This is a genomic window from Variovorax sp. J2L1-78, assembly GCF_030317205.1.
Classification (GTDB): domain Bacteria; phylum Pseudomonadota; class Gammaproteobacteria; order Burkholderiales; family Burkholderiaceae_C; genus Variovorax; species Variovorax arabinosiphilus.
In genome coordinates, this window is sequence record NZ_JASZYB010000001.1 from 533,024 (window position 1) to 551,455 (window position 18,432).

16 protein-coding genes and 1 pseudogene are annotated in these 18,432 nt (G+C 68.5%); 3 read left to right on the forward strand and 14 right to left on the reverse strand.

Features of this window, described 5'->3' with window-relative positions; all coding sequences use genetic code 11:
* Positions 1 to 73 precede the first annotated feature (73 nt).
* Together QTH86_RS02540 and QTH86_RS02545 are read left to right on the forward strand one after the other, a co-directional pair.
* Positions 74 to 1,201, forward strand: coding sequence for a porin (locus QTH86_RS02540; protein ID WP_286646233.1), 1,128 nt, complete (start codon positions 74 to 76; stop codon positions 1,199 to 1,201).
* 14 nt (positions 1,202 to 1,215) lie between these two features.
* Positions 1,216 to 2,178, forward strand: a complete 963-nt coding sequence (locus QTH86_RS02545; protein ID WP_286646232.1) for a Bug family tripartite tricarboxylate transporter substrate binding protein — start codon at positions 1,216 to 1,218, stop codon at positions 2,176 to 2,178.
* A 70-nt stretch (positions 2,179 to 2,248) separates the two neighbouring features.
* On the opposite strand, the gene QTH86_RS02550 is transcribed toward QTH86_RS02545, so the two are convergent.
* The 13 genes and pseudogenes from QTH86_RS02550 to QTH86_RS02610 form a co-directional block, all read right to left on the reverse strand.
* Positions 2,249 to 4,672: a TonB-dependent siderophore receptor gene (locus QTH86_RS02550; protein ID WP_286646231.1), complete on the reverse strand. Its 2,424-nt coding sequence runs from the start codon at positions 4,670 to 4,672 to the stop codon at positions 2,249 to 2,251.
* A 93-nt stretch (positions 4,673 to 4,765) separates the two neighbouring features.
* Positions 4,766 to 5,782 carry a FecR family protein gene (locus QTH86_RS02555; protein WP_286646230.1) on the reverse strand — a complete coding sequence of 339 codons (1,017 nt, stop codon included), beginning with the start codon at positions 5,780 to 5,782 and terminating at the stop codon, positions 4,766 to 4,768.
* Between the two features lie 20 nt (positions 5,783 to 5,802).
* Positions 5,803 to 6,282, reverse strand: a complete 480-nt coding sequence (locus tag QTH86_RS02560) for an RNA polymerase sigma factor (RefSeq protein WP_286646229.1) — start codon at positions 6,280 to 6,282, stop codon at positions 5,803 to 5,805.
* A 208-nt stretch (positions 6,283 to 6,490) separates the two neighbouring features.
* Positions 6,491 to 7,402 (reverse strand): amidohydrolase, encoded by a 912-nt coding sequence (locus QTH86_RS02565; RefSeq protein WP_286646228.1) that lies wholly within the window; start codon positions 7,400 to 7,402, stop codon positions 6,491 to 6,493.
* A gap of 49 nt (positions 7,403 to 7,451) precedes the next feature.
* A pseudogene (locus QTH86_RS02570) lies at positions 7,452 to 8,713 on the reverse strand (putative Na+/H+ antiporter).
* A gap of 138 nt (positions 8,714 to 8,851) precedes the next feature.
* Entirely contained in the window at positions 8,852 to 9,958 is a 1,107-nt protein-coding gene (locus QTH86_RS02575) for an SMP-30/gluconolactonase/LRE family protein (RefSeq protein ID WP_286646227.1), read from the reverse strand.
* A gap of 32 nt (positions 9,959 to 9,990) precedes the next feature.
* Positions 9,991 to 10,929, reverse strand: coding sequence for a 2-hydroxyacid dehydrogenase (locus tag QTH86_RS02580; protein ID WP_286646226.1), 939 nt, complete (start codon positions 10,927 to 10,929; stop codon positions 9,991 to 9,993).
* Between the two features lie 43 nt (positions 10,930 to 10,972).
* Positions 10,973 to 11,950, reverse strand: a complete 978-nt coding sequence (locus QTH86_RS02585; RefSeq protein WP_286646225.1) for a tripartite tricarboxylate transporter substrate binding protein — start codon at positions 11,948 to 11,950, stop codon at positions 10,973 to 10,975.
* 2 nt (positions 11,951 to 11,952) lie between these two features.
* Complete coding sequence (locus QTH86_RS02590) at positions 11,953 to 12,681, reverse strand: ribonuclease activity regulator RraA (protein WP_286646224.1); 729 nt, start codon at positions 12,679 to 12,681, stop codon at positions 11,953 to 11,955.
* 23 nt (positions 12,682 to 12,704) lie between these two features.
* Entirely contained in the window at positions 12,705 to 13,712 is a 1,008-nt protein-coding gene (locus QTH86_RS02595; protein WP_286646223.1) for a Bug family tripartite tricarboxylate transporter substrate binding protein, read from the reverse strand.
* 1 nt (position 13,713) lies between these two features.
* Positions 13,714 to 14,724, reverse strand: coding sequence for a Bug family tripartite tricarboxylate transporter substrate binding protein (locus QTH86_RS02600; protein WP_286646222.1), 1,011 nt, complete (start codon positions 14,722 to 14,724; stop codon positions 13,714 to 13,716).
* 43 nt (positions 14,725 to 14,767) lie between these two features.
* A complete protein-coding gene (araD, locus tag QTH86_RS02605) occupies positions 14,768 to 16,546 on the reverse strand; it encodes an L-arabinonate dehydratase (RefSeq protein ID WP_286646221.1) in 1,779 nt (592 codons plus the stop codon).
* 158 nt (positions 16,547 to 16,704) lie between these two features.
* Positions 16,705 to 17,736 (reverse strand): LacI family DNA-binding transcriptional regulator, encoded by a 1,032-nt coding sequence (locus tag QTH86_RS02610; RefSeq protein WP_286646220.1) that lies wholly within the window; start codon positions 17,734 to 17,736, stop codon positions 16,705 to 16,707.
* A 279-nt stretch (positions 17,737 to 18,015) separates the two neighbouring features.
* On the opposite strand from QTH86_RS02610, the gene QTH86_RS02615 reads away from it, so the two are divergent.
* Positions 18,016 to 18,189: a hypothetical protein gene (locus QTH86_RS02615; RefSeq protein WP_286646219.1), complete on the forward strand. Its 174-nt coding sequence runs from the start codon at positions 18,016 to 18,018 to the stop codon at positions 18,187 to 18,189.
* 12 nt (positions 18,190 to 18,201) lie between these two features.
* On the opposite strand, the gene QTH86_RS02620 is transcribed toward QTH86_RS02615, so the two are convergent.
* Positions 18,202 to 18,420 (reverse strand): hypothetical protein, encoded by a 219-nt coding sequence (locus QTH86_RS02620; RefSeq protein WP_286646218.1) that lies wholly within the window; start codon positions 18,418 to 18,420, stop codon positions 18,202 to 18,204.
* Positions 18,421 to 18,432: the final 12 nt, after the last annotated feature.

Below are 18,432 nucleotides of genomic sequence, written 5' to 3' on the forward strand. Positions count from 1 at the left end.
TCGCACCCGGTGGCGCAGCCCTGCGCGCGTTCCGAGTTTTTCAACCAAGAGAAGAAGCAGGAGACAAGAAATCATGAAGAAGATCTTGATGTGGTCAGCGTTGGGGCTTGCAAGCAGCGGCGCGGCGCATGCGCAATCCAGCGTCACCGTGTTTGGCGTGATGGACCTGGGTATCCAGTCCACCAACGGCGTCGGCGGTGGGTCGGTCAAGGCGCTGTCCAACGGCGGGCTTTCGACCAGCCGCCTCGGCTTCCGCGGCACCGAAGACCTGGGCGGCGGCCTGCAGGCGGGCTTCTGGCTCGAAGGCAGCCTGAACCCCGACACCGGCACCGGCCGCGCGAGCAACACCAACAACCAGACCAGCGGCGCGGGCGTCGCCGGCCCCCTGACCTTCGACCGCATGTCCTACGTCAGCCTGTCGCACGCGACGCTGGGCGAAGTCCGGCTGGGTCGTGACTTCATCCCCACGCACTACAACAGCATCTACTTCGATCCCTTCAACGCCAACGGCGTCGCCCGTGCGGGCAACCTGACCTTCGCCGGCCCCGGCACCGGGCCGCTGCCCACCGCGATCACGGGCAGCAACACGGTGAGCTACTGGCTACCGCCCCAGCTTGGCGGGTTCTACGGCATGGCCATGGTCGGCAGCGGCGAAAACCTCTCCACCGCCGCGAACCGTGACGACGGCAACTTCGCCGGTGCGCGGGTCGGCTTCGCGGCCGGTGCCTTCGACCTTGCGGCGGCCTATACCCGGACCCACTACGACACCACGAGCACCATCGGCAACTACGCGCACGCCAACATCGGCGGTTCGTGGGACGCGGGCTTCGCGCGGTTCTTCGCGCTCTACAACAAGGTGACCGTGCGCCTGGCCGCAGGCACGGTGCGCAAGAACACCGCCGAGATCGGTGCGCACATCCCGGCCTTCGAGGTCGGCCGCATCCGCGTGAGCTATGCCTACCTGGACGACCGCAGCGACGAGAACCTGCGCAACGCCAACGGCGTGCCGCGCGACCGCGACGACGCGCGGCAACTGGGCATCGGCTACGTGCACATCCTCTCGAAGCGCACCGCGCTCTACGGCACCTATGCGCGGCTCATGAACAGCGGGCAGGCGCGGTACGTGGTGAGCGGCGGCGTGGCGCCGGCGGGCGGGGCGCGCTCGTCGGGGTGGGAGTTCGGTGTGCGGCATCTCTTCTGAACCAGGAGCCTTTCATGCGACGCAGAAACCTGTCCCTGGCCGCTTTGGCGGCCGCGGTGTTGCCCGGCGCGGCGGCATGGAGCGCCGACGCGTACCCGCAGAAGCCCTTGCGGCTGATCGTCGGCTTTGCGTCCGGCGGCGGCGCCGACGCGCTCACCCGGATCATTGCGGAGGGCCTGTCCAAGCAACTCGGCCAGCAGGTGATCGTGGAGAACCGCCCGGGCGCCGACGGCGTGCTCGCGGCGCAGGCCACGTCATCGGCCAAGCCCGACGGCTACACGCTGCTGATGGGTACCAACACCGCGATGGTGGCGGCACCCACGCTGCGGCCGACGCCGCCCTACGACCCGTTCAAGGCCTTCACGCCGATCAGCTCGGCCGGGCAGTTCTCGATGTTCCTGGTGGTGCCGTCGAGCCTGCCTGCGAAGAGCGTGAGCGAGCTGCTGGCCATGGTGGCGGCCAAGCCCGGCGCCTACAACTCGGCGTCGAGCAACAGCGCCTCGGAGCTCGCGATGCTGCAACTGCTGGGCGAGCGCAAGGTGGTCAATGCCCGCTACAAGGGTGACATGCAGGCCATGACCGACCTGCTGGGCGGCCAGATCCACATGATGTTCACCACCGGCACGCTGGCACCGGGCTTCGTGAAGGAGGGGCGCATCCGCGCGCTCGTCACCTTGCTGCCGCAGCGCAGCGGCCTGTTGCCCGAGGTGCCGACGGGCGGCGAGCTGGGGCTGGGCAAGCTCACGATCACGCCGTGGGCCGGCTTCTTCGGGCCACCGGGGTTGCCGCCGGAGATCACCGAGAAGCTTTCGCTGGAGCTGCAGAACACGCTCAAGCGGCCCGAGGTGCATGCGCAGCTGGTGCAGCAGGGCTTCGAGGGCTACGGCATGAGCCCTGCGAAGTTCGGCGAGTTCTTCCGCACGCAGTACGACGCCTTCGGCGCGACCGTGCGGGCGCACAACGTCAAGTTCGAATAGCGGGGCGTCGCAGCGCCCGAACGCCGCAGCGTTGTCCGCCCTGTGGCTGCCGCCTCGTTCAGGCGGAGGCTTACCAGCGATAGCCCAGGGTGGCAGTGACCGTGCGGTCCTGGCCGTAGAACTGTGCCCGGTTTGCGGTCGTCACCTCGTCGGTGAGATTGGCGACATTGATCGAGAAGCGCACGGGCCCGGCGTCGTAGCGCACGGCCGCGTCGATCAACGTATACCCCGCGTTCCAGTAGCGGTTGTACGTGTCGGCCACCGTGGGGCCAACGCGGCGCACACCAGCGCCGACGCTCCAGCCGCGAGCTGCCTCACTGCGAAAGGCGTAGTTCAACCAGAGCTTGGCCGTTTGCCGAGCGGTCTGGAACGGTCGCTTGCCGAGCTCCGCGGCATCGTTGCTGCGCGTGATCTCCGCGTCGAGATAGGTGTAGCTGGCGATCAGATCGAGGCCGGCGCTCAAGCGCGACTTGCCTTCCAGCTCGAGACCGCGTGCCCTGACCTCGCCCGTCTGCGCGCGCAGCAGCGGGTTGGTGGGATCCAGGGTGGTGACATTCTGGCGACGCAGGTCGAACACCGCCGCGGTGAGCAGATGGCCAGCGCCCGCGGGCTCGAACTTCACGCCCAGTTCGAACTGCTCGCTGGTCTCGGGTTGCGGGGTCCCCCGGTAGTTGCTGCCGACGACCGGAACGAAGGAGGTCGCGTAACTGGCGTAGGGTGAGATCCCGTGGTCGAAGCGGTACATGGCGCCCACGCTGCCGGTTGTCTTGCCGTCCTCGGCAGAGGCTTCGGTCGCGCCGGACCGCCGCACGGTATCGGCCCGGTCATGACGCACCCCGGCGGTCAGGATCCACCGGTTCCAGCGCATCTGGTCCTGGGCATAGAGGCCAAGTTGACGCAGTTGCGCGGTACTCGGGGCGGTCACCGGTGCGATGAAGGCGCGACCGTAGACCGGATTGAAGATGTCCAGAACCGGCGCATTGCCAAAGCCGATGTCCTCGCTGCCGGAGAAGCGCTGGTAGTCCAGGCCCAGCAGGAGCGTGTGGCGCAGTGGCCCGGTCGCGGTTTCCTTCTGCACGCTGGTGTCTACCGTGGTGACATCGCTCTTGCTGCGGGAGATGAGCGATGCCCGGTTGGCGCTGCGCTGGTCGCCGCGAATCGCCGTGGCATACACGTGCTGATAGTCCAGCTCGAAACTGGCTCGGCGCAGCTGCTGGCGCAAGGTCAGCGTCTCGTCGAAGCGATGCTCCAGCAGATAGCCCAGCGAGTGCATGTCCCGGTCGTAGCGGTCGAACGCGGGCTCGCCGGCGAAGGTGCGCACGGGAATCCGCCCCTCTGCATAGGTGCCCAGAAGCGACTGGTTCGGCCACCAGCTCTTGGGCGTCATGCGGTCGCGCGTGACGTCGGCCAGGATCGTGAGCGACGTCTGCGCCGATGGCTTCCAGGTCAGCGCCGGGGCGATGTACAGCCGGTCGTCCTGCGAGTGGGCCGTCTGTGTGCGGCTGTCCCGGCCCATGCCATTCAACCGGAACAGCAGCGTACCGTCGGCATCGAGCGTCCGTCCCAGATCGAAGCCGGCCTGATATCGGCCATGATTGCCCGCGCTCAGGCTGACTTCGCTGACCGCATCGCTCGTCGGGCGCTTGGAGACCTGGTTGACGATGCCCCCCGGGCCGCCCTGCCCGTAGAGGACGGCGGAGGGGCCCTTGAGCACTTCCACGCGCTCGACACCCTGGGGTTCGGTGAGCCAGTCACCGTAGGTCCCGGTCTTGAAGACCCTCAGGCCATCGCGATAGAGGGTCGCGTCGAAGCCGCGGATGTTCAGGCTCGCGTAACGCAGGTCATAGCCGGTCACCTCGGTCAGCACGCCAGCCGTGTAGCGCAGTGCCTGCTCCACCGTCTGGACACCCTGTGCCTCCATCTGGTCGCGCGTGACGACCGAGATGGACTGCGCAATCTCCGTGATGGGGGTGTCCGTCTTGGTGGCCGTGGCGGAGCGACGCGCGATGAAACCCTCCACCCGGCTGCTGGCCGTCTCCGCCGGGGCGCTGGCCGTGACCGTGACGGCGGGCAGCGTGCCGGCACGCCCCTCAGCCGCCGGCAAGACGGTCACCGTCGACGCGGAGCGAACGTAGACGAGGCCCGTGTTCTCCAGTGTGCGATCCATCGCCTGCTGCAGATCGAAGGAGCCATTCAAGGCCGGGGCCAGTCTGCCCTCGAGCAGGGCGGCCTCACCCCCGATCGAGACGCCGAACTGGCGCGAGAGCACGCCCAGGCGGATGGGAAGCGGCTGCGCGGGAAGGGTCAGTGGCGTTGGTGCTGCTGCAAGGGACGAGGCACTCTGCGCATGGGCCTGGCCGCCGGTGAGGCCAAAGACATTGGCACAAATCGCCGCGGCGGCTGCCAGCGGCTTCGCGCGGGCGATCCAGGTGACGGGATGATGGGTGACGGCATGCGGGAGAGGGCGTCGGGGTCGCGCGGCGGGCTTGCTCATGTTCGAAGGTCCTTGGGGTTGGTTCGAACAGAAGACAAGGTCGAGGGCCGATACCCCCCAAAAAAGACCCGCCTGACGTACTTTGGGGCGCGTTCAGCGGCGAACCTGGATTTCGGTCGGACCGTCTGCAGGACGACGGACCTGGATGGGCACCATCAATGGCAATGCATCGAGGAAACCCTGCAGATCGCGCAGGGCAAAACGGCCGGAGATACGCAGCCGCTCAAGGCGTGCGTCCGGGTCGAGTCGAATCGGCTGCCCGAGGTAGTCGTTCCAGCGCGCCACCACCTCGGGAAGCGGCGTGTTGCGAAAGACGAGCCAGCCCTGCCGCCAGGCGGCCACATCGGCTACATCGATCGCCCAGGGTGACCCCAGGCCGGTTGCATCCGTCTCGACCGCCTCTCCGGGTCCCAGCGTGAGCGAGACGGCCGCAGCTGGCGCGTTCGTCGCACGCACGAGGACGCGTCCTTCGGCAACGGCCACGCGCATGCGGCCCTCCCGCGCCGACACCGTGAAGGCGGTACCCACGACCTGCACGCTTCCCCAGGCGCAAGTCACGATGAAAGGTCGCTCTGCATCGTGCGTCACGCCAAAACGCGCCTCCCCCTCGAGGAGATGCACCGTCCGCCGATCGCGGAAGAATCGCACCTGCACAGCAGTGAGCGAGTCGAGGTCCAGTCGGGTGCCGTCGTCCAGCGTGCGGGTCAGCGTGCGGCCGCGCGGGGTGTGCAGCGCGAGAACTTCCAGCGGCTGCCCCCAGTAGAACCGGGCGCCTGCGACCGCCGCTGCAGCGAAGCCCACGACCCCGAGCAGGCCCATGGCCCGGCGTCGAGACGCAGGCCGGTCCTCGGCCCGTGGGGGCATGGGCAGCAGCGCACGCGCTTCGCTTTGCCCAGTCAACTGCCAGATGCGCCATGCGGTGGCGGCCGCCTCTTCGTTCTTGGGGCTTTGCTGACGCCATGCCAGGAGTGCCGCCTCGGCTGTCTGTGAAAGCTGTGGATCCGCGCGTTCCATGCGTCCCAGCAAGGTGAGGGCGTGCGCCACCAATCGGCGGGGTGCCCGCCTTTCCTCGGCGCCAAGCAGCCCATCGTTATGTTGAGGGTGGGTCATCGCGGTGTTGGAGGTCCCGGTCAGTGCCCCGAAGGCCGGCCGTAGCCGGCGCAGTCGAGCAAGGCGCGCGTCATGTGATGTTCCACTGCCTTGAGGCTCAGGTCCAGGTGGGCACATGTCTGGGCATAGCTCAACCCATGAATGCGCACCAGCACGAAGACTTCACGCCGCTTGCGTGGCATGCCCGAAAGCAGGCGCAAGAGATGCGCCAGCTGCTGCCGCGCAATGACTTCGCGCTCCACGGAAGGGACGCTGTCGTCCCGGACCACTGCCAGCGTCTCGAGCATGCGCAGCTCGGCGGCCCGTCGAACGATCTGGTTGGTCCATATGTTGCGCGCAGCTTGGAAGAGAAGCGCCCGCGGCTCGCGGATGGTGCCGCCGCCATGCTGAAGCGCGAACACGCGCATGTAGGCCTCCTGAACCACATCGGCGGCAGCGTCGCCGTTCCCGGCCTTGCGGATGAAGTACCGCAGCAGTTCTCGGTAATGACGCTCTGGCACAAGGGGTCAGGAGTTTTGAAGGTCTCGGAGGAGCAGCACCGGGGCGCTTGCCGACCCGCGCACGCCATGCAACGCACCTGAAGTGTAGATGAGAATGAGAGTTGTTTGATCGTGCTCGGTCGGATGATCGCCTTGATTTTTCGACGTCGCCTGCCGAGCCCGGCGCGACGGTCACCACGGCGTTGCCGCCCCGTGGATGCCGCCTCGTTCAGCGCAGCTCGAACAGCGCCGCCGCGTTGCCCCAGGCCACGCGCTGCGCCACGTCGGGCGGCAGGTCGGCCAGCCAGGTGCGGTAGCCGCGCATGATCTCGTCGTAGGCGCTCCAGCGCTGGTTGACCCAGGTGTCGGAGCCGATCACGAAGCGCCCCGGGTACTTCAGGATGAGCGCCCGCCATTCGGGGCACAGGGTGCCGTCGCCGCAGGTCAGCCCCGGCCGGTACGAGAGCTCGCCGATCAACAACGGATAGCGCTCGAGCAGCGCCTGCACCCGCTCGATCGGCGCACCGCCGATGCCCGTGTGCGCCCAGATCAGGCGCAGGCGCTGTCCTTTCGACGGGGCGTTGGCCATCAGCAGGTCGATCGCCACGTCGTCGACATGTGCCAGGACCGCGAGCTGCTGCTGCTCGGCCAGCACGATCAGCCTCTTGGCGACCGGGCCGTTGGCGTTGGCGCTGTCGTACAGGTGGAATTCCCCGAGGCCGCGGTACGGGCCGCTCGGCGTGCCGCGCGCCAGCTCGGTCTGCACCATGTCGTAGATGGTCTCGTCGCGGAACCAGTTGCCGTAGTCGTCGCGGTTGCGGTAGAGCCGCACGAAGGGCACCACGCGCACGCCGGCGGCGCGGGTCTCGCGCGACGCCGCCAGCGTCTGCGTGCCGGCGTTCGGCCGCGAGTTGGCGATGATCGCGCGCACGTCGTTGCGCTGGAAGCGCGCCAGCGCCTCGACCGGCGGATAAGGCCCGGTGTTGCCGTCCCAGGCCTCCTGGTTGTAGTGCAGGTGCGTGTCGAACAGCGGGCCCTGGTAGGCGGCCGGCGTGTTCGCTCGTGGCTGCGCATGAGCGGCCGGAAGGACCGCAGAGAAGGTGGCGAGGAGCAGGGCGGCGATCGGCGCGGAGACGGTCATGCGGTCCTCGGGAGAGATGGAAGCCGCCGATTATCCCGGCGTGGGCGCCCTACAGCAGCAGAAAGGCGAGCGCCGCGACGGCCGTCGGGCCCGCCGCGCCGAGCAGCAGGCCGCCGGCGCCGATCGTCTCGTCCGTGAAGCCGCGCTTGAGCAGCGCGACGCCGGCCGGGTTGGGCGCGTTGGCGATCACCGTCAGCCCGCCACCGGCCACTGCGCCCGCCCCAGCATGTACTTCGAGGTGTCGGAGATGCCGTCGATCAGCGAGCCGAGGTAGGTCAGCGCGGCGTTGTCGGTGATGGCCGTGAGGCCGAGCGCGCCGGCGAACAGCGCCAGCGGCGCCAGGCCCGAGACGATGGGTTGCAGCCACCACTGCTGCATGCCGCCGAGCACCACCAGGCCGGCCAGGAAGAAGCCGACCAGCAGCGCCTCCTTGAGGATCAGCGGGCTCTGGTGCCGTTCGTAGGCCTGCGTGAAGCCCATGAACATCAGGAAGAGGCCGAGGAACACCACCGGGTGGTGGGCGAACAGCACCACGCCGGCCAGCAGGCCCAGGTGCACCGCCACCACCGACAGCGGTACGCGCGCTTCGGCGGGCATGCCTGCGTCGGGACGCGGGGCAGGGCGCAGGTGGCGGCGCAGCACGAAGGTGGCGGCCGTCGCGTTCACCAGCACCGCGATCGCCGCCTTCCAGCCGAAGTTGGCGAACATGAAGGCGCTGTCCCATTGCCAGGTGGTCGCGACCATCAGCACCGGCGGCGCGGCGTACGAGGTGAGCGTGCCGCCGATCGAGACGTTGACGAACAGCACGCCCAGCGCCAGGTACTTGACGCCCTCGGGCATGTCGCGACGGAAGACTTGCGGCGCCAGCATCAGCGCGGCGATGGTCATGGCGGCCGGTTCGGTGATGAGCGACCCCAGCAGCGGCACCGCGGCCAGCCCGAGCCAGGCGGTGGCGAGCGGCGTGGACACCGGCAACGCGCGGGCGGTGGTGTCGACCAGCGCCATCACGGTGCGCAGCACCGGCCGCGAGGCGGCGATCACCATGACCACGAAGACGAAGAGCGGCTCGGTGTAGTTGCGCGACTCGGCGTAGTCCAGCGCGGGCGTGCCGCCCACGACAAGGGCCATGGCCAGCACCAGCACGATGGCCCAGAAGCCGAAGACGACCTCGACTTCACCGAGCAGGTGGAACAGACCGGCATGGCGCGGGTAGCGATGGGACAGGCGCTCGAACTGCTTGGCCGCGAAGGTGTGCAGCAGGGCGACGGCGAAAAGGGCGGCGGCGATCCACTGGATCGGGGTGTCGGACATGCGTTTCCTGGGCGTGAAGGGATCGCGTGGCGGCCCGACCGACGCACAACCTGCCGCGCTGGAAGCGCGCGACACCCGGAGCACAGTCTAAAGGATGGACCGGCGCACCCGGCGCCTCGCAGATCGCCCCCGTGCGCGTCAGACGGCGCCGTGCGCCTCCACATACATCGCATAGAGCGAATGGCTGCTCGCCATGTAGAGCCGGTTGCGCTTCGGTCCGCCGAACTCCAGGTTGGCGCAGCGTTCGGGCAGGCGGATGAAGCCGATCGGCTTGCCCTGGGGGTTGAAGATCTTCACGCCGTCCAGCTCGTCGGACCGCGCGTTCGGCAAGTAGGCCTTCATGCCGCCGCCGATGTCGGTCGGCTCTGCGGCCAGCGCACCGGTGTGGCCCCAGCCGCACCACAGGTTGCCATCGCGGTCGACGCGGAAGCCGTCGAACGCGCCGGGGCCGCCGGCGTCGATCAGCTTGGTCTTGTTCGACACGCTGGCGCCATCGGCCGCCACGTCGTAGCTCCAGATGCTGCGGTTGGGCGTGCCCTTCCACTCGACGACGTAGAGCTTGCGCTCGTCCGGCGAGAAGGCCAGGCCGTTCGGGTTCACGAGGTCGGTGATCACGGCCGCGAGCGTGCCGTCCTTCGCGATACGGTAGACGTTGGTCGTCGCCTGCTCGGGCGTGGCGCGCGAGCCTTCCCATTCGCCGTTGATGCCGAAGGTCGGGTCGGTGAACCAGATGCTGTCGTCGGAGCGCACCACGATGTCGTTCGGTGCATTCAGGCGCTTGCCTTCGAAGCTGTCGGCCAGCACGGTCATGCGGCCGTCCTTCTCGGTGCGCACGATGCGCCGCGTCACCGAATGTTCGCAGCTGACGAGGCGGCCCTGCCGGTCACGCGTGTTGCCGTTGGCGTAGTTGACGTTGGTCTTGTGCACGCCGAAAGTGCCGGTCTTCTCGTCGTACTTCATCAGCCGGTTGTTCGGGATGTCGCTCAGCAGCAGGTAGCCCTGCTCGGGGAAGTACACCGGACCCTCGGCCCACCGCATGCCGCTGCCGAGCTGCTCCAGCGTGCTGCTGTAGATGCGGTACTTGGCGAAGCTCGGGTCGAGGATCATCACCGCCGGGTCGGGGTAGCGCTGGCTCGGCCGGAAGTCGAAGGCCTGTGCGCCGGCCAGGCCGCTGAGGGCGGCAGCGCCTGCGCCGGCCGCCGTCTTGAGAAACTGTCGACGCGGATTGCCGATGGTGTTGTGCATGGTGTGTCTCCTTTTAGGGTTGTCGGTTCGGGTCAGTAGGCCGCGCTCACGAGCGGCCGGCCCGCGAAGAAGGCCGCGAGGTTGTCCTCGACCCGCTGCGCCATGGCCGCACGTGTCTCGTGTGTGTTGCTGGCCAGGTGCGGCAGCAGCACGACGTTGTCGAGCGCGAACAGCGCCTCGGGAACGTTCGGCTCGTCCTCGAACACGTCGAGGCCGGCACCGGCGATGCGGCCGTCCTTCAGCGCGTCGACCAGGGCCTGTTCGTCGACCACCGTGCCGCGCGAGATGTTGACGAGGTAACCCCTTGGCCCGAGCGCATCGAGGATCTCGCGCGACACCAGGCCGCGCGTCTCGGCGCCGCCCGCGCTCGCGACGACGAGGAAGTCGGCCCATTCGGCGAGCGCCTTCAGCGAATCCGCATAGACATGGTCGACATCGGCGAGCGGCTTGCGGTTGTGATAGCGCACGTCCATGTCGAAGCCCGATGCACGGCGCGCGATGACGCGCCCGATGCGGCCCATGCCGAGGATGCCGAGCTTCTTGCCCGACACCTTCGTCGCGAGCGGGAACTGGCCTTGGAGCCAGTCGCCGCGCCGCACGAAGCGATCCGCCGCGCTGAAGCGGCGTGCCACGTCCATCACCAGTGCGAAGGCGGTGTCGGCCACGCAGTCGTTGAGCACGTCGGGCGTGTAGCCGACGGCGATGCCGCGGGCGCGCGCGGCCCCCAGGTCGATCGCGTCGAGGCCGACGCCGAAGCTCGAGATGACCTTCAGGTTCGGCAGGGCGGCGATCAGCGCGGCGTCGGCGCCGAAGCGGGCCGAGGTCGCGACCCCGACGAAATCGCGGCCATGCGCCGCGAGGAAGGCCTTCGGGTCGGGCTCCTTGTGCAGCAGATGGATGTCGTAGGTGGTGGCGAGTCGGGCTTCGAGGGCGGGCAGCAGCGGGCCGATCTGGAGGAGGCGTTGGGGCATGAAGAACGTTCGAATCAGAGAGAAAGAGGGAACAGCGAGCGGGTCACTCGGCCTGGATGCCGGCGTCCCTGGCGACCTTCGACCACTTCACCATCTCGGTGCCGATGAAGTCGCCGAACTGCTGCGGCGTGCCGTTGCCGGGCTCGATGCCGTTGTCCTGCAGCGTCTTGCGCACGTCGGGCATCGCGAGGATCTTGTTGACCTCGGCGTTGAGCTTGGCGACCGTGGCCTTGGGCGTGCCCGCAGGCGCGAGCAGGCCGCCCCAGGTGCTGGTCTCGTAACCGGCCACGCCGGCTTCCTGCATGGTGGGCACATCGGGCAGCACCGAGGAGCGCTTGGTCGTCGTCACGGCCAGCGCGCGCAGGCGGTCGGCCTTGATCTGCACGTTGGCGGCGGCCACGGTGTCGAACATGAGCGAGGTGCGCCCGCTGATCAGGTCGGGGTGCGCCAGCGTGCTGCCCTTGTACGGGATGTGCGTCATGTCGAGGCCGGCCATCGACTTGAAGAGCTCGCCCGAGAAATGCGGCGCGCCGCCGTTGCCGCTGGACGCGAAGCTCAGCTTGCCCGGGTTGGCCTTGCCGTAGGCGATGAGCTCCTTCACCGACTTCACCGGCAGCGTGGGCGAGACGATCAGCACCAGCGGCACCACGTGCGTCAGCGCGACCGACTCGAAGCTCTTGACCGTGTCGAAGGGCAGCTTCTTCACCATGCTCGGGTTGATCGCGTGGCTGCTGGCGACCAGCACCAGCATGTGGCCGTCGGGCGGGCTCTTGGCGACCAGGTCGGTGCCGATGATGCCGGTGGCGCCGGCGCGGTTGTCGATGACCACCGGCTGGCCCCAGGCCTCGGTGAGCTTCTGGCCGATGAGCCGCGCCGCCAGGTCGATCGCGCCGCCGGGCGAGGCCGGCACGACGATGGTGATCTGCTTGCTCGGGTAGGTCTGCGCCTGTGCCTGCGCGGGCAGCACGGCGGCCACCGCCAGTGCGCATGCCAGCTGAAGTGCTCGAAGTGGAGACGCCATGGTCAAACTCCCTTTTCCTTGCGCCAGCCATCGAAGGCGGCGCGGGTTTCCGCGTTGGGGGGGTAGGTGCCGGCCAGCCGTGCGCCGCCTTCGATGCGCTCGAGGATGAAGGCCTCCATCTTTTCCTGCTCGACCGCATCGCGTGCCACCTCGTCGGCCAAGTGCTGCGGGATCACGACCACGCCTTCGTCGTCGCCCACCATCACGTCGCCCGGGTACACCGGCACGCCGCCGCAGCCGATCGGCACGTTGAGGTCGATGGTGTGGTGGTGGATGAGGTTGAGTGGCGCGCTGCCGCCGGCGCAGTACACCGGGAAGTCCATCTGCGAGATCGGGCCGCTGTCGCGCACCGGGCCGTCGGACACCAGGCCCGCGGCACCGCGTACCTTGAGCCGCGTCGTGAGGATCTGGCCGCCGGAGGCCACGCGCGTTTCGCCGCGGCAGTCGATGACCAGCACGTGGCCAGGCGGCACGCTCTCGATGCCCTTGCGCTGCGGATGGTTCGGGTCGTCGAAGGCGCTGATCTGGTCGATGTCCTCGCGCGCCGGGATGTTGCGCATGGTGAAGGCTGGCCCGACCAGGTTGCCGTTGCTGGGCGTCGTTAGCCGTCGCACCTGCTGCAGGTAGACGTTGCGGAAGCCCCGCTTGAAGAGTTGCGTGCAGAGCGTGGCGACGCTCACGTGGCGCAGGCGTTCGCGGGTGTCGTCGGAGAGGGGGGTGGTGTCGGTCATGGATCGATGGGGAGGATGAAAACTCAGTTGGCCGTGGCGCCGGACTTGCGGACGAGCTCGCCCCAGCGCGGGATCTCTTTCTGCATCAGCGCAGCGAGGTCGGCCGGCGAGCCCGCCACCACCTCCATGCCGAGCTGGTTGGTGAGCTTGTCCTTCACCTCGGGTGCCAGAAGGATCTTGTGGATCTCCGACGCGAGCCGCTGTGCGATGGGCGCGGGCAAGCCCTTGGGCGCATACACGGCCTGCCACGACGCCATCTCGAAGCCCTTCACCCCGGCCTCCTGCATCGTCGGCAGCTCGGGCGCCAGTGCCATGCGCTTGGCGGTGGTCACGGCCAGCAGCTTGAGCTTGCCGGCCTGAACCAGGGGCAGGGCCGCCGTGATCTGGTCGAACATGAAGGTGACCTGCCCTGACGACACGTCGAGCATCGCGGGCGGTGTGCCCTTGTACGGGATGTGCGTGAGCTTCACGCCGATCATGTCGGCCAGCATCTCGCCCGCGAGGTGCGTCGAGGTGCCGGCACCGGACGACGCAAAGGTGCGCCGCGCCGGGTCCTTCTTCAGCAGCGCGATCAGGTCGGCCACCGAGTTGACGCCGAGCGCGGGGTCGACGATCAGCACGTTGGGCAGGAAGGCCACGAGCGAGATCGGGTCGAAGTCCTTCACCGGGTCGTAGGGCAGGTTCTTGTAGAGGCTCGCGTTGATGGCATGCGTGCTGATGGTCCCGCCGAAGAGCGTGTAGCCGTCGGGCTTGGCCTTGGCGACATAGCCCGCGCCGACCGCACCGGCTGCGCCAGGCCGGTTGTCGACGATGACCGGCTGGCCGAGCGCGTCGCCCAGCTTCTGCGCGATGAGTCGGCCGATCACGTCGGTCGAGCCGCCGGGCGTGAAGGGCACGACGTAGGTGATCGGCTTGCTCGGCCATTTGTCCTGTGCGAGCGCACTGCGCGCACCGAGAAGGGCACCGGGCGCCAGCAGTGAGGCGCCGGCGAGAAGCAGGCTGCGGCGATGGGTGAGGTCGGTCCGCTTCATGTCATTCCACCTTCACGCCGCCGGCCTTGATCACCTGGCCATAACGCAGCTTGTCCGCGTCGATGGTCTTCTGCAGTTCGGCCGGCGTGCTGCCGCGCGGCGTCGCGCCCTGCGCGATCAGCGCCTTGCGCATGTCCTCAGTCGCCACGGCCTCCTTCACGTCGGCGGCGATCTTGTCGACCAGCGCCTGCGGCGTGCCGGCGGGTGCGAGCAACGCCACCCACGAGCCCGACTCGGCGTTGGGCACGCCGAGCTCGGCCAGCGTCGGCACCTCGGGCATGGCGGGCGAGCGCTGCGCGCTGGTCACAGCCAAGGCGCGCAGCTTGCCGGTCTTCACATAGCCGGAGGTTTCGAGGATCGACGCGAAGAGCATGTCGACGTGGCCGGCCATCAGGTCGGACATGGCCGGGCCGCCGCCCTTGTAGGGCACGTGCACGAACTTCACGCCGGTCGCCTGCTGGAAGATCTCGGCCGTGAGGTGCGGCGAACCGCCGCTGCCCGAGCTGGCGTAGGTGTATTTCCCGGGCGCGGCCTTGGCGAGCGCGATCAGCTCCTTCGGCGTCTTCGCCGGCAGGCTCGGGTTGACGACGAAGGCGAAGGGCAGTTCGGCGAACAGCGAGATGGGGGCGAAGGCCTTGTCGGCGTCATAGGTGAGCTTGTAGAGCGACGGGTTGATCGACTGCGTACCGACGTTGCCGATCAGCAGCGTGTAGCCGTCGGGCTTGGCCTTGGCGACCAGCTCGGCGCCGACCACGCCGCCTGCACCGGTGCGGTTGTCCACCACCACCGTCTGACCCCATTTCTGGCCGAGCCGCACGGCGAGCAGGCGCCCCGCGATGTCGGTGCCGCCGCCGGGCGCGAAGGGCACGACAACGGTCACGGGCCGTGCCGGCCAGGCGGGAGCCGGCGCGGTCTGTGCCCCTGCAGCGAATGGCAGCGACGCCAGGGCGAGCTGCGTGACCCGCAGCGTCAATTGGCCGAGGGTTCGGCGTTTGAACTTGTCTGTCTCCATCTTTTTTCCTTGTGTCTCTGGTTTTCGTGTGTCGGTGCTGTCGTCAGTGGATTTCGGGTTCGCCCTGGCCGGCACCTTCTGCGTAGTCGGGCGCGAGGAAGTCGAAGTCGCAGCCGGTGTCGGCCTGCTGCACGTGCTTGAGGAACATCACGCCGTAACCCCGGCTGAACTTCGGGATGGGCTTCTGCCAGTCAGCCCGCCGCTTCGCGATCTCCTCGTCGCTCACCGCCATGTCGATGCGGCGCGCCTCGATGTCGAGCGTGACCAGGTCGCCGTCGCGCACCAGCGCCAGCGGGCCGCCGACGTGCGATTCGGGCGTGACGTGCAGCACGCAGGCGCCGTAGCTGGTGCCGCTCATGCGCGCGTCGCTGATGCGCACCATGTCGCGCACGCCTTCCTTGAGCAGCTTCTGCGGGATCGGCAGCTGACCCCACTCGGGCATGCCGGGCGCGCCCTGCGGGCCGGCGCTTTGCAGCACGATCACGCTGTCCTTCGTGACCACCAGCTCGGGCGAATCGATGCGCGCGGCGAGGTCGTCGTAGTTCCTGAAGACCACGGCCGGACCGGTGTGCTTGCGCAGGTGCGGCTCCATCGCGGCCGGCTTGATGACGGCGCCCGACGGCGCGAGGTTGCCGTGCAGCACCGCGAGGCCGCCGCTTTCGAGCAGCGCCTCGCTGCGCGGGCGGATCACATCGGCGTTGTAGGTCGTCGCGTCGGCGATGTTCTCGCCCAGCGTGAGGCCGTTGCAGGTGCGCTGGCTGCCGTCGATGAGCGGGCCCATCTCGCGCAGGAAGGCGCGCAGGCCGCCGGCGTAATAGAAGTCCTCCATCAGGTACTTGCCGCCGGGCCGCAGGTTGGCGATGACCGGCGTGCTTCGCGCCAGCTCGTCGAAGCGCGCCAGGTCGAGCGGCACGCCGGCGCGCCGCGCCATCGCGATCAAATGGACGATGGCGTTGGTCGAGCCGCCGAGGCCGAGCACCGCGGTGACCGCGTTGTCGAAGGAGGCGGGCGTGAGGAGGTCGAGCGGCTTCAAGTCTTCCCAGACCATGTCGACGATGCGCTTGCCGGTGTGTGTGGCCATCATCGCGTGGCGCGAATCGACCGCGGGGATCGACGACGCGCCCGGCAGCGTGAGGCCCAGCACCTCGGCCGCGCTGGTCATGGTGCTGGCGGTGCCCATGGTCATGCAGGTGCCGGCCGAGCGGGCGATGCCGTCTTCGACTTCCTGCCAGTCGTCTTCAGTGATGTTGCCGGCGCGCAGCTCGGCCCAGTACTTCCAGGTGTCGGAGCCCGAGCCCAGCACGCTGCCCTTGTAGTCGCCGCGCAGCATCGGGCCGGCGGGCACGAAGATGGTCGGCAGGTTCATCGCCAGCGCGCCCATCACCAGGCCCGGCGTGGTCTTGTCGCAGCCGCCCATCAGCACCACGCCGTCGGCGGGGTAGGAGCGGATCAGCTCCTCGGCCTCCATCGCGAGCAGGTTGCGGTAGAGCATCGTGGTCGGCTTCTGGAAGGCTTCGCCCAGGCTCATCGCCGGGATCTCGACCGGGAATCCTCCCCTCTGCCACACACCGCGCTTGACCTCCTCCACGCGCTGCTTGAAGTGCGTGTGGCAGGAGTTCATGTCGCTCCAGGTGTTGAGGATCGCGATGACCGGCTTGCCCAGGTAGTCGTCGCGGCTGAAGCCCATCTGCGCGGTGCGCGAACGGTGGCCGAAGCTGCGCAGGTCCTTCACGCCGTACCAGCGGTGGGAGCGGAGGTCTTCGGGCTGCTTGCGGCGGGGGGCAGGGGTGCTGGGGGTTGCGGGTGGTGGGGTGTCGGTCATCGCGGGTGTGGCTCAGCTGTCGGCGTTATGCTCGAATGTTAGCGCTGTCATTCTGAATTGAACCCCAGGGTTTACCTCTGGTGTCGTGCGGAAACTCGAACCCGGTTGTGTCCGCTGTCAGCGGCTGTCCGCAGAAGGCGGAGGGCGGCGGGCGCGCGTCAGACGCTGTCGCGTTCGATCAGCGAGAAGCCCAGGTCGATGACCTTCTGTGCGACCTCGACCCCCTTGGCGCGCTCGACGATGAAGCGCGCCGCCTGCCGCCCGATGGCCGTGCCGTCGATGCGCACGGTCGTGATGGCGGGGTGCGCATGTTGCGCGAAGGCGAGGTCGCCGAAGCCCATCACGCCCAGGTCGTCCGGCACGCGCAGGCCGCGCGCATGCGCCTCGGTGATCACGCCATGGGCCAGCGCGTCGGAGCTGCAGACCAGCACGTCGGTCTCCGGATGCGCCCTGAGCAACTCGGCCAGCGCGCTGCGGCCGCTGCCCAGCGTGGTGGGGGCCGGCACGGTGTGCACCGCCACCTTCTGCACGCCCAGGCTCATCATCGTCTGCTCGAAGCCGGCGCGCCGCAGGTCGGCGCGCTGGTCGTCGCCGGTGACGACCGCGGGGTGGCGGTAGCCCTTGCCATGCAGGAAGCGCGCGATGGCGGCGCCGACCTTCTCGTGCGAGAAGCCAACCAGCATGTCGACCGGCGTAGGCGTCAGGTCCCAGGTCTCGACCACCGGGATGCCCGAGGCGAGCAGGCGGCGGCGGCCTTCGGCCGAATGCATGATGCCGGTGAGCACGATGCCGTCGGGCCGGCGGCCGATGATGGCGTCGATCAGCGCGTCCTCGCGCGAGTGGTGGTAGCCGCTCTGGCCGAGCATCAGCTGGTAGCCGGCCTCGTCGAGGGCCTCGGTCAGCGCCTGGATGGTTTCGAGGAACACCGGGCCGGCGATGGTGGGCACCAGCGCTGCGACCAGCCGGCTGCGGTTCGACGCCAGGCCGCCTGCCAGGCGGTTGGGCACGTAGCCGGTGCGCTCGACCGCCGCACGCACTTTCTCGCGCGTGTCCGGCGACACCAGGTCGGGCGTGTTGAGTGCGCGCGAGACGGTGATGGTCGAGACGCCCGCCAGCTTGGACACGTCGCTGAGCGTGATGCCGCCGCTGCCGCGCCGGGCCGCACGGCCGGGAACAATCTGTTGGATCACGAAAGGAACACTCTGGAGGTTGGCGTAAGAGAAGGGCGCCAGCGTGGCGTTTCATTATCTCCAGTGTCGCCCGCCGACCTGCTCGGTGCGTGGACGCTTGAGCGCCGTGCCGCACGCGGTCGCGGAGGACGTTCGGGCGTGAAAGGTCGCCTTGCGTAACGAAAGGCGGCTGCTCTAGAACCTTCGGGCTACTTTTGCAAGGCTCCCTTCGGGAATTCGAGAATGGTGCTTTCCCTTGGGTGCATCCCCCGAATCCAGGCCGTCGCTGCATCATGGTCCATGACCAAGCTTTTCCTTTATGCGCTCAGCATGGGCGTGTCCGCGGCGCTTGTCCGGTATGTGGGACCGGCTGCACTTCTTGCGGTGTTCGCGCTCTGCGGCTGCACCTTCCTCTTTTCGACGGGCGCGGTGTGCGAATCGTCGGAGACGGACAGCGACCACGGGTTTGCGTGAACAGGTGAGTTCTCAGGACCGCCAGAACTGAAACAGCGACCGCTTGGGCGGGCGCTGCGGGGCCTCGGCGGGCACGCGGACCGACATCGTTCGGGCCGACCGGCGCCGCAATTCGACCTCGTGCTCATGGGCGTGGCCCCGGGCATGGAGGCTGCCTCTCATCGCTTCGGAACGCCATCTTCTCGCACGGCTGAAAAGTTCGTCATCGGAGAGGTCGGCCAGTACGGTCATGGCTCGATTCTG